Raw genomic sequence first — 12,310 nt, 5'->3', positions numbered from 1 at the left:
AGCCTCCTGATATGAACGAAACTGTCAAGGCTCCCACTCTTCACCAGGTTTGGATTGTCTTTTGACCAACTCTAAGAAGAGAAGCTATTTACGGCTTCTTTTCTTGATTTTGTTAGTTAGCAAGCCATTCTGGCTAGAATAGCTCCTTCTTTAGCTTACTGACCACTTCTCACTTCTTTGTATGTCTGTCAAGTGGTCTCCTTGACTGTCATACAAAGAAGTGAGAGACTCCATTAAGCTATAGAAGGAATCTGTTCCTTTCTCCTTTTTTTGACTTGAATAGAAGTTAAGAACACGGCACGAAGGCAAAAATCTCTACTGCGGTTTACGCTCTGATATCCGTGGGTTTTCACATTTTATCTTTCCGTATAAAGGACTAATCCACTAACTCGGCACGTGCGTTAATCTATTTAGATATAGCACAGAGGAGGCCACGTGGGTTTTCCTTTCCGGTTTTTTTCTTTGCCTTCGAGCCCTGTTCTCAATCATCTATCTTTCTTCGTAAATTATTCGTGTGAAATTAAAGCCATACATAAAAAATGGATCAATAATACCTATATCACCGTAACATGACAACTTGTAAGATCAAAAACTAGCGTTTTTTACTTCTTCTACCTCTTGTGTAATAGCCCAAATAAAACCAGCTAATTCTCTGGCAACTGCAGTAATTGCTTTTCCACTTTCTTTTCCTCTTGATAATAATCGGTAATACTTTTTATGAAGTCGGTTTTGTGCTTTCCAGGATATCGCTTGAATAGTGGGGGACTGTCCATTTTGTCGTCTCATCAATTCTCCTTTAACTGACGGTTGATAACGATAACTCCATGCAGCTTCTACTAATAAGCGTCGTACATGACGATTCCCTGTTTTTGTGATGCTCCCTTGTATTCTTCTTTCACCACTTGAGTATTCACTTGGTATTAAACCAATATAGGCCATTAATTGTGTTGGTGATGAGAAACGTTTGAAAGAACCTATCTCCGCTACAAGACTAGTCGCAGTAATAAGAGCTACACCTCTTAGTGATTGTAAGGCTTGAATGGTTGGGGCGTGTACGCCCTCCGTTGCCTGAACTCTAATTTCTTCCTCTAGTCTTAAAATTCGTTGTTCTAGCTCTTTCAATTGATGATAATATTCTTGAAAGACCACACGTAGTTTGGAGCTTTCAAATTTTAATGCATCCAGCCATCTACGATATTTGACCGTCCATTTGTTCACACCTGACGGTGGCTTAATGTTATTACGAAGCAAAAATTTACTCAAACGGTGCCTTGCCCTAAGTTCATCTTCTTTTGCATCTTCACGACATCTTACAAGATCACGGAGAGCTTCATCCTCTTCGTTTGGAACATAGATGTTAGTTAATTCTCCTGCTCGATATAACTGAGCCAGTCGAATAGAGTCTCTACGATCTGTCTTAATACGTTCACCTGGTCTTTTAGGTATGAGAGATGGGGCTATCACATCACAATGAACACCTAGGGAAAGTAATAATCTATATAGTGGGTATCCAGTTGGACCGGCTTCATAACAGACTCGAAGAGTCTCGGTGTTTCCAAGTTTATTTATTAATTTCCTAACTGCTTCTGGTGTGTGAGGAATTACTCCCCAGTATCTCGGCTCTTCTCGCCCCTCATCCGCGATCGCAACTGCAATTTTTTCTTTTGATACGTCTAAACCTACATATTTTATGGTATCCTTCATAATAACTAGCTCCTTCCGTAATGTAGCTCTGATTTGGTTTGTTTTTACCAGTAAACATTCTAACCAAATTAACCTACGATGTTACGAGTAAGGAGCTAGTTTCGTTCATGATAACTCGGCTTCGCCTGTGGGGTCTCGACCCTTTCTCCTCTTCCCGCAGGAGTCAAGTGTCTTCCGCTCCATTACTATAGAAATTAAATGATATGCAAAAGCAACAATCTTTACAAAAACAGCCTTTATTAAAATGCAATTACGATAAAAGCTTGTATTAAATGTAATATGAAGAAGTTCTAACCCGACAATTTTAAAGAATAACTTTTACAACAACAGTCCTCAAGATATCATAATTAGGCACCTCATACTTGACTATAGCTACTATTTAAAAAGAGTCACCAATATGGCGACTCTTTTTAGATTAAGCATTTACTTTTAATTTCTTAAATTCTTCAGTTAATAGAGGTACTACTTCGAATAGATCTCCAACAATTCCATAGTCAGCTACCTTAAAGATGTTTGCTTCTGGATCTTTGTTGATTGCTACAATTACTTTTGAGTTTGACATACCTGCTAAATGTTGGATTGCTCCTGAAATACCACAAGCGATATATAAGTCTGGAGTTACAACCTTACCAGTTTGCCCGATTTGTAGGGAGTAGTCACAGTATTCAGCATCACAAGCACCACGAGATGCACCTACTGCACCACCAAGTACGTCTGCAAGTTCTTTTAACGGGTTGAAGCCATCTTCACTCTTCACTCCACGTCCACCAGCGATAACAACTTTCGCTTCTGAAAGATCTACTCCTTCAGTTGTCTTGCGTACAATTTCCTTAACAATTGTACGAAGATCTTTAATTTCCACATTAAGAGGTGTTACTTCTCCTGTACGAGAAGTGTCAGCTGCAAGTGGAGCAATATTATTTGGACGAACCGTCGCAAAGATTAATCCATCTGTTACAATCTTCTTTTCAAATGCTTTACCAGAGTAAATTGGACGAGTAAATACTACATTTCCTCCAGCTACTTCAAGTGCAGTAGCATCAGAGATTAATCCAGAGTTTAATTTACTCGCAATTTTTGGTGATAAGTCTTTCCCTAAAGCTGTATGACCAAATACAATTCCTTCAGGTTTTTCAGCATCTACTGCTGCCATTACTGCTTGAGAATATCCATCTGGAGTATAGTTCTTTAAATTTGCAGAATCAACTGTTAATACACGATTTGCACCGTAATGGAATAGTTGATCAGCTAAATGTGCTACTCCGTCTCCTACTATTAACGCAACTACTTCGCCACCTTCTGCAATTACATTCGCTGCTGCAATTGCCTCAAACGATACGTTACGTAAACCACCATCACGTACTTCACCTAATACAAGAACTTTTCTAGCCATTGTTATTACCCTCCTTGATCAATTGTAAGTATGAATACGGCGTATTACACCACTTTAGCTTCTGTGTGAAGAAGTTTAACAAGTTCTACAACTTGGTTTGATAAGTCACCTTCTAAAATTCTTCCTGCTTCCTTCTTTGGAGGTAGGTAAATTTCAATTGTCTTTGTTTTTGCTTCTACATCCTCTTCTTCTAGATCTAAGTCATCTAGTTCTAATTCTTCAAGAGGCTTTTTCTTAGCCTTCATGATACCAGGAAGAGATGGATATCTTGGTTCATTTAATCCTTGTTGAGCCGTAACTAGTACCGGTAATGTTGTTTCGATTACTTCTGAATCCCCTTCAACATCACGTTCGATAGTAACGGTTGATCCGTTTACATCTAATTTTGTAATAGTCGTAACATAAGAGATATTTAATAATTCAGCTAAACGAGGTCCAACTTGTCCAGAACCACCATCGATTGCAACGTTTCCTCCTAGGATAATGTCATACTCCTTGTCCTCGAAAAACTTAGCTAAAATCGTAGAAGTCGTAAATTGGTCTCCATTTTCCACATCATCTTCTATATTGATTAATACTGCTTTATCTGCTCCCATTGCTAGTGCTGTACGAAGTTCCTTTTCGGAATCTTCCGAGCCAACTGTTACAACTGTTACTTCTCCACCATGTTGGTCACGAAGTACAATCGCTTCTTCAACTGCATACTCATCGTATGGGTTGATGATGAATTCAGCACCATCTTCAGCTATCTTACCGTTTGTAACAGCAATTTTTTCTTCAGTATCGAAAGTTCTTTTCATAATTACAAAAATGTTCATGGTATACCCTCCCTGGAAATTTGCAATATTAAGTGGATTTATATCATTTAAAGGATTCCGAAAATTTTAGATAAAAAAATTATTCACCTTTAAATGTTGGTTCACGCTTTTCAATAAAGGCAGTAATACCTTCTTTTCCATCTGCAGATGTAAAGACTTCACCGAATAATTTCGCTTCACGCTTCACACCTTCATAAAAACTACCTGTTTTTGCGTAATTCAACAATTCAATCGTAGCTTTCATTGAAATTGGACTTTTCTTAGCAATTTTTGAAGCAAGTTTCTTCGCTTCTTCAAAAAGTGTCTCTTCAGGAACAGCACGGTTTGCTAGTCCTAATTGGGCAGCTTCTACTCCTGAAATCGGATCACTTGTTAATAGCATTTCAGCGGCTTTAGGTGCCCCAACTAATCTAGTAAGACGTTGAGTTCCAGCAAACCCTGGAATAAGTCCTAATTGTAACTCAGGTAATCCAAGCTTTGCATTTTCAGATACTAATCTGATATGACATCCCATTGCTAATTCTAGACCACCTCCGAGTGCAGCACCGTGAATCGCGGCAATAATCGGCTTCGGGAATTTCTCCATACGATCAAATAAATTTTGACCAAATGTAGCTAGCTTTTCAAATTCTTCTCCACTTGGGACTGTCGTAAATTCCTTTATATCAGCACCTGCTGAGAAAAAACGCCCTTCTCCGTGGATTAATAATACTCGTACTTCTTGGGATTGCTCCAGTTCATCTAACAGTGATGAAAGCTCTTTCAAAACATAAGACGATAAAGCGTTTGCTGGAGGTCTGTTTAGTGTAATAACTCCTACTGAATCTAGAACTTCATATTTAAAGAATTCCAAGCTTCCTCCCCCTACTCTTTGAATATATTATACTCTCAATCTATTTTAATGTAGATTGAGAGTATCCGCATCCATTTATTAATAATTGATGGACCGGATTTACTAATTGTAGTAAATCATATTTTTGGTCATTCATGATCCAACTAGTAACAGTCTCATCAATTGTACCAAAAATCATTTGTCTTGCTAGTCTTACATCTAGACCAGGGTTAAACTCTCCACTTTCCATCCCCGTCTTTACTATATGGTCGACAACTGCCAAATATCCTTTTAAAACTCCGTTAATACGTACACGAAGTTCAATATTGGATTGACGAAGCTCTAGTTGCGTAACAATCGCTAAATGATGATCGGATGCTAAGTGATGAAAGTGCATCTCAACTAACTTGTGTAGCTTTTCTGATGCAGTTGAGATTTTAGAGATTTTATTTTCTAACTCTCCAACAAAAGAACCCATCTTTTCTTCAAATAATGAAACGAGAATATCTTCTTTGTTTTTGAAGTATAGATAGATCGTTCCATCTGCAACTCCGGCAGCCTTGGCGATTCTTGATACTTGTGCAGCATGATAGCCATTTTCAGCAATAACTGTAACAGCAGCATCAATGATTTGCATATATTTCGGTTTATTTCGTTTCAAAATAAATTCTCCTTTATAAAATGAATGACCATTCATTCATATCTTCATTCTAATTGAGAGACAACTTTGTGTCAAGAGATGTAATGTATATTTGGTAATATTAAAGGGGCTTATTAGCCCCTTTAATATTACCATATTCATCTATAGATGGTGTATGTTTTATATGCTTTTAGCTAAGTTTTTCTAACTTTGCTTTCTCTTCATCGACAAGAGATCGCCTTAGAATTTTTCCAATTGCAGTTTTCGGTAGTTCTTTCCTGAACTCATACAATCTTGGTACTTTGTATGCTGCTAAATGTTTTCTAGCAAATTCATTTAGCTCCTCCTCAGTACATTGTGCACCTTCTTTTAATACAATGTAGGCTTTTACCGTTTCGCCTCGATAAGGATCTGGTATTCCAGCTACAACTACTTCTTGGACTTTCTCACATTCATATAAGACTTCCTCAATCTCACGAGGATATATATTAAATCCACCAGCAATGATCATATCTTTCTTTCGGTCTACAATGTAGAAATATCCGTCCTCATCCATGTAACCTACATCACCAGTGTATAGCCATCCATCTTTTAAAACAGCTTCTGTTTCTTCAGGCTTGTTCCAGTATCCCTTCATAATTTGAGGTCCTTTAACAACTAGCTCTCCAATTTCCTTAGGCGCTACTTCTTCACCCGTCTCAAGCGATATTATTTTTGCATCTGTATCCGGCCATGGCACACCGATACTACCGCTTACTCTCTTCGTCCAAATAAAGTTAGCGTGTGTAACAGGAGAAGATTCAGTTAAACCGTAACCCTCGACAAGCTTACCACCTGTAACCGCTTCAAAATTTTCTTGCACTTCAACTGGTAGAGGTGCTGAACCACTTATACAAGCGTCAATGGATGATAAGTCATATTTCTTTATGTCTGGATGATTTAACAATCCAATATAAATAGTTGGAGCACCCGGGAACATAGTTGGCTTTGTTTTTTGAATTGTTTTTAATGTCGATTCTGCATCAAACTTCGGCATTAGTATCATTTGTGAAGCCTGTAAGATTGATAAATTCATAACTGTCGTCATTCCGTACACATGGAAGAATGGTAGAATACCGAGTACTCTTTCCTCACCTTTTTTACCTTTGTACATCCAATGCGAACACATCACTACATTAGAAACTAAGTTCTCATGTGTAAGCATTACTCCTTTAGGGAAACCAGTTGTACCACCTGTATATTGTATAAGTGCTAAGTCATCCTTAGATGAGACTGAAACATTGAGTTCATTGTCATTGCCGTACACCATAATATGTTTAAATAAATGGTTATTTCCTTTATTTTCCACTTTTACTACAATACCATATTGCTTTTTTTGAATATAAGGATATACCATGTTTTTAGGGAATGGAAGGTAATCTTTAATGCCTGTTACAATGATATGTTCAATATTCGTTACACTTTTTACCTTACGTACTCGTGGATATAAAATATCAAGACATAATATAAATTTTGCTCCTGAATCACTTAGTTGATACTCAAGTTCTCTTTCCACATAAAGTGGGTTTGTTTGTACAACTATTCCGCCTGCTAGTAATGTTCCATAATATCCAATTACTGCTTGCGGACAATTCGGAAGCATTATAGAAACACGATCACCTTTTTTTAAGCCGATCTCAATTAAGTAGTTTGCAAACTTTAATGCCTCTTTATAGAGTTGGGAGTACGTTAATTCCTTCCCCATAAAATAAAGCGCTTTCTTTTGTGGGTATTCTTTTGCAGTGTCGATTAAGTATTGCTGTAATGTTCTACCTTCGTATGTGACAGTATGTGGGATTTCTGAGGGGTAATGTTCTAACCAAGGCCTATTCATCATACTCAGCCTCCTCTTCTATAATAGTATTATTTTCTTAACTTTATTATAGTACACAACTATTTATGTGACAATTATAATAAATTTAGAAAATTTAAAAATATACAAACTAGCTTGACCACTGCCTCGAAAAGCCACTGTAACTCAAATACTCTTAGGAATAAAATTCCTTTTATTTTAGTAATATACATATTTTGTATTAACAGAGTAGTTCAATAGTAATAGTTGTTTTGCCAACTAATAAATTTGGACAAAAAAAGTGGCCAAAGTTTTGGGCCACTTAGTCAGTAATCTATTTAGTTAAGACATAAACATATATATAGCACCTATGATGATAAACAATCCGCAAAGTGCCATTAGTACTTTCGCTAACTTTTCCACCGTATTCTCCCCTTTTATATTGTTTACGGCAATGAATGAGTATAGGAGAACTCTCATTACACTAATTATGCTCCAATACCAGCTCCAATAACGAATGATAATCCAACTGAAATGACCATTGACATAAATCCTACAGCACGATTGTCTTTTTCTATTTCATGGTCGATTCGAAATTTAGGAGTTAAGAATTCAAATATAAAATAACCCATCAATAATAGAAGAAAACCAAAAAAACCCCAACCTATCATCGTTAATAATGTATGATGAGCTTCAATTGAATAACGAAAAATGTTGGCAATTCCTAACAACTTTCCACCTGTAGCCATAGCAACTGCCCAATTCCCTTTTTGAATTTGTTCCCAATTTTTATATTTTGTTACAAGTTCAAATATTGTCAAAAATATGAGCATACATAAAATTACAACACTATAATAAGCTGCAGTTTGGATATAAACATTCTCCCAAAAATCTCCCACCGTTTCTCCCTCTTTTCATCTACAGTTTACTTCTTACTTAAATTCAATTACCGTGATTCCTGTTCCACCTTCTGATGCTTCACCATATCGAGCTTTTTTTACGGAACGATGGTTCTTCACATACTCTTGAACTCCTTTGCGAAGCGCACCTGTACCTTTACCATGAATGATCGACACACGCGGGTATCCAGCTAGTAACGCATCATCAATATATTTTTCTACTTTTAATAATGCATCCTCATATCGTTCACCACGTAGATCCAATTCTAGCTTTACGTGTGCATCGTTTCCTCTAACTGTAGCTAAAGGCTTTGTTTCTATCGGCTTTGGCCTGCTCATGTATTCAAGATTCTTCTCTTTTACCTTCATCTTCATAACACCAATTTGAACTTGCCACTCTTTGTCCCCAACTCTTTCTAATAAGTGACCTTTTTGATTTAAAGAGATTACTTTCACTTCATCACCTGGAGATAACTTTTCCGTCAGTTTATTGGCAGAGACAGGTGATTTTTTATTTTTAAGTAAATGAGGAGATGATTCTTCTAAGCGTTTTCTCGCCTCAATTAACTCGTGATCCTTAATCGTTGAATATTGCTCTTTTTGCATTCTTCTAAGCTGTTTTATAATGTCCTCAGCTTCATGTTTTGCTTTTTCAATTGCTTCAGCAGCTTTTTCCTCTGCCTTTTCATACATACGGTCACGTTTTTCATTAAATTCAATTATTTGTTTTTGTAGTTCTTTTTGAAGGTCTTCTGATTGTTTTCTCAGTTCTCTAGCTTCTTCAAGTTCACTTTCAGCATTCCTTCTATTCTCTTCCAGTGAAGCAATCATATTTTCGACTTGGTTGCTTTCGGCACTAATGTGCAGTCGTGCTTGTTCAATCACATCAGGATTTAATCCAAGTCTTTTTGAAATTTCGAACGCGTTACTTCTTCCCGGTACACCAATTAATAATTTATATGTTGGACTTAATGTTTCAACATCAAATTCCACACTAGCATTAATGACTCCTTGACGGTTGTATCCATAAGCTTTTAATTCTGGATAGTGCGTAGTCGCAATGACTCTTGCACCGCGTTGGTATACATAATCGAGAATTGAAATCGCTAGAGCAGCTCCTTCTCCTGGATCAGTTCCCGCTCCAAGTTCGTCAAATAATACCAAGCTATTAGCATCTACCTTCTTTAAAATCTCTACAATGTTAACCATGTGAGAAGAAAATGTACTTAAGCTCTGTTCAATCGATTGTTCATCACCAATATCAGCATACACAGATTCAAACATTCCCATTTCAGAGCCATCTAATGTTGGTAGCTGTAAACCCGATTGAGCCATCAACGTAAGTAACCCCACTAGTTTAAGTGTTACAGTTTTCCCACCTGTATTTGGTCCTGTAATCACGATGCTCGTAAAATCCTTTCCTAACTCAATATCATTAGGAACAACTTCATCTATTGGAATGAGTGGATGTCGTGCCTTTTTTAACTTTATATAGCCGACATTATTCATCTTTGGCTTTGAACCTTTGATTTTATGGCTGTATGATCCCTTCGAAAACATGAAATCTATTTCGGTTAACAGACTTACATTATTAAGTAGATTATCAGCCTCTACAGCAACTTCACTTGAAAGTTCAATAAGAATTCTTTCAATTTCTTGTCGTTCTTTTAATTTTGTTTCATTTAACGTGTTATTTATTTCCACAACTGACTGAGGCTCAATAAAAAGCGTTGCTCCTGATGCAGATTGATCATGGATCATTCCACCAAATGCACTTCGATACTCTTGTTTTACTGGAATGACATATCGATCATTGCGAATTGTAATAATTGCATCAGAAAGCATTTTCTGAGTTGAAGAAGAACGTATAATTCCTTCTAGTTTTTCTCTTGCACGTGATTCTAGTGTTTTTAATTGTTGACGTATTCCTCTTAGCTTTTCAGATGCACTATCTAACACTTCACCATTTTCACCAATACAAAAGTTAATTTTCTTTTCTAGGTCACTTAGCACAATAAGCTTTTCCCCGTATTTCTGTAAATACGGGGTTGTTAGCTCCTCTTCCAAAAGTTCTTCGATAAATTTTTTGACCTGTTTTGTCGCATACAATGTACTAGAAATATCAAGTAACTCGTATGGACTTAATGTACTACCGATTTTAGAACGTTTCGCGAATGCACGTATATCTTTAATTCCACCTAGTGGAACATGCCCTTTTAAACGTAATATCGTTGCAGCTTCATCCGTCATATCCTGCCATTTCACAGCTTCCTCATAAGAAATAGTCGGTTTAAGCTGTTGTACTCTTTCTTTTCCTAGCGATGACGAGGCATGCTTCGAAAGCTGCTCTTTCACTTTTTCATATTCTAACACTTTTAATGTTCGGTCTAGCATACTTGTACCCCTTCCGTTCGGTTGGTGTCCTAGGTTAGTTATTCCTATTAAGGAAGCTTTTTAGTTCTTCAATTTCTAAGCAGTTTATAACACTATCCTTACGAATCCACCCTTTTTTCGCACATGATACTCCAATACCCATGTATTCAAGCTGAGCCATGTGATGAGCGTCTGTGTTAATCACAATCTTAACACCCGCTTCTTGAGCTAATTGTATATAATGTGAAGATAAATCTAGTCGATTTGGATTCGCATTTAGTTCTAATGCAGTATTTGTTTCTTTTGCCAATTGTATTAACATTTCAACATCGACATCATAACCATCTCTTCTACCTAGTATGCGCCCAGTTGGATGAGCAATGATATCAACATGAAAACTCTCTAGTGCCGTTCTGAGTCGATTCATTATTGTTTCTCTCGGTTGAGAAAAGCTAGAGTGAATAGAAGCAATAACTAGATCCATTTCTTCTAACAATTCATCATCATAGTCTAAAGTACCATCAGGTAAAATATCCATTTCGACACCTGACAGTATCGTAAAATCATCGTACTTTTCATTCAGACGTTTAATTTCTTCTCTTTGACGTATTAATTGTTCTACGGTTAATCCATTAGCAACACGTAAATATTTCGAGTGATCTGTCATGGCCATATAGGAATACCCTTTTGCACGGCATGCTTCAGCCATTTGTTCAATCGAATGAGCACCATCACTCCACGTTGAGTGCATATGCAAATCTCCTTTAATATCTTTCAGTTCAAGAAGAGGTACTATTGATTGAAATGCTTCAACTTCACTTCCTGTTTCTCTCACCTCAGGAGGAATGAAATTCAAGCCAAAAAATTGATAAAACTGTTCTTCTGTTTCGAAGGTCTTTACTTCACCTGTTTCTAAGTTTTCTACACCATATTCACTTATCTTTAATCCTCGTTCCTTAGCCAGCTGTCTCATTTTCACATTGTGCTCTTTTGAACCAGTGAAATGATGTAGTGTAGTAGCAAACTCTTTCGGCTCAACTAATCGGAAGTCAACTGATACTTCAAATTCATAAGCAAGCTGCAGGAAAACCTTCGTATCACCACTCGCAATCACATCTTTCACACGTTCTAATCGTAAAAGTTGTTCTCTAACTGAACTTGGATCATTCGTAGCTATAATAAAATCTAAATCCTTGATCGTTTCCCTCGCTCTTCGCAAGCTCCCGGCTCTTGAATATCGAACTACATCATGCATAGTTGATAACTTGCTTTCAATTTCTACTGCAATCGGAAGCATGAAGGCAATGGGTAATCGTTCTGGTCTGTTTCCAACTTCCTCAATTGCCGCTAGTATTTTTTGTTCTGTCTTCTCTCCAAATCCTGTTAACCCTCTAATTTTATGTTCCAAACATGCATTTTTTAACTGATCTTTATTTGTAATTCCAAGTTCCTTATACAGTTTAGAGATTTTTTTACCACCTAAACCAGGAAGCTTTAATAAAGGAATTAACCCTTGTGGTACTTCTTCTCTTAATTCCTCTAATACTGTTGATTGCCCTGTTTGTATGTACTCATGAATAACAGCTGCGGTTCCTTTACCAACACCGGAAAGAGCCGTAATATCTTCAATATCTTCTAACGTACGCTCATCCTGTTCAATGGCAATCGCCGCCTTACGAAAGGCTGATACTTTAAAGGGATTTTCTCCTTTTAATTCCATATAAATGGCGATCGTTTCCAGTAACTTAATCACATCTTTTTTATTCATTGTAAACACCGTCCTATCGTTCCTACCAAAATGATACAAGGAAATGATAAAA

Annotated in this window: 9 protein-coding genes; all 9 read right to left on the bottom strand. The window is 36.9% G+C overall.

The genetic code is table 11. The features are described from left to right. Positions 1-585: 585 nt before the first annotated feature. The 9 genes from JR050_RS07575 to polX all read right to left on the bottom strand — a co-directional run bounded on the left by JR050_RS07575 (position 586) and on the right by polX (position 12,258). Positions 586-1,704, bottom strand: a complete 1,119-nt coding sequence (locus tag JR050_RS07575; protein WP_204201818.1) for an IS110 family RNA-guided transposase — start codon at positions 1,702-1,704, stop codon at positions 586-588. 415 nt (positions 1,705-2,119) lie between these two features. Then, the gene (locus JR050_RS07570; RefSeq protein WP_204202908.1) at positions 2,120-3,097 is read right to left on the bottom strand and encodes an electron transfer flavoprotein subunit alpha/FixB family protein; all 978 of its coding nucleotides are present in this window, start codon (positions 3,095-3,097) and stop codon (positions 2,120-2,122) included. Positions 3,098-3,141: 44 nt separating this feature from the next. Beyond that, positions 3,142-3,915, bottom strand: coding sequence for an electron transfer flavoprotein subunit beta/FixA family protein (locus JR050_RS07565; RefSeq protein ID WP_204202907.1), 774 nt, complete (start codon positions 3,913-3,915; stop codon positions 3,142-3,144). A 79-nt stretch (positions 3,916-3,994) separates the two neighbouring features. After that, positions 3,995-4,768, bottom strand: coding sequence for an enoyl-CoA hydratase (locus JR050_RS07560; protein WP_204202906.1), 774 nt, complete (start codon positions 4,766-4,768; stop codon positions 3,995-3,997). 40 nt (positions 4,769-4,808) lie between these two features. Continuing rightward, complete coding sequence (gene fadR, locus JR050_RS07555) at positions 4,809-5,408, bottom strand: fatty acid metabolism transcriptional regulator FadR (protein ID WP_204202905.1); 600 nt, start codon at positions 5,406-5,408, stop codon at positions 4,809-4,811. A gap of 169 nt (positions 5,409-5,577) precedes the next feature. Next, positions 5,578-7,263, bottom strand: a complete 1,686-nt coding sequence (locus tag JR050_RS07550; protein WP_204202904.1) for an AMP-binding protein — start codon at positions 7,261-7,263, stop codon at positions 5,578-5,580. 443 nt (positions 7,264-7,706) lie between these two features. Then, positions 7,707-8,117, bottom strand: coding sequence for a DUF350 domain-containing protein (locus JR050_RS07545; RefSeq protein ID WP_204202903.1), 411 nt, complete (start codon positions 8,115-8,117; stop codon positions 7,707-7,709). 33 nt (positions 8,118-8,150) lie between these two features. Further along, on the bottom strand, positions 8,151-10,511 hold the full coding sequence (locus tag JR050_RS07540; RefSeq protein WP_204202902.1) for an endonuclease MutS2: 2,361 nt from the start codon (positions 10,509-10,511) through the stop codon (positions 8,151-8,153). Between the two features lie 34 nt (positions 10,512-10,545). Continuing rightward, entirely contained in the window at positions 10,546-12,258 is a 1,713-nt protein-coding gene (gene polX / locus JR050_RS07535; protein ID WP_204202901.1) for a DNA polymerase/3'-5' exonuclease PolX, read from the bottom strand. Between the last annotated feature and the right edge of the window lie 52 nt (positions 12,259-12,310).

It is taken from the genome of Bacillus suaedaesalsae, assembly GCF_016890225.1.
GTDB lineage: Bacteria > Bacillota > Bacilli > Bacillales > SA4 > Bacillus_BS > Bacillus_BS suaedaesalsae.
Note: the sequence above shows the minus strand (reverse complement) of the source record. Positions and strands in the feature narration are given on the sequence as shown.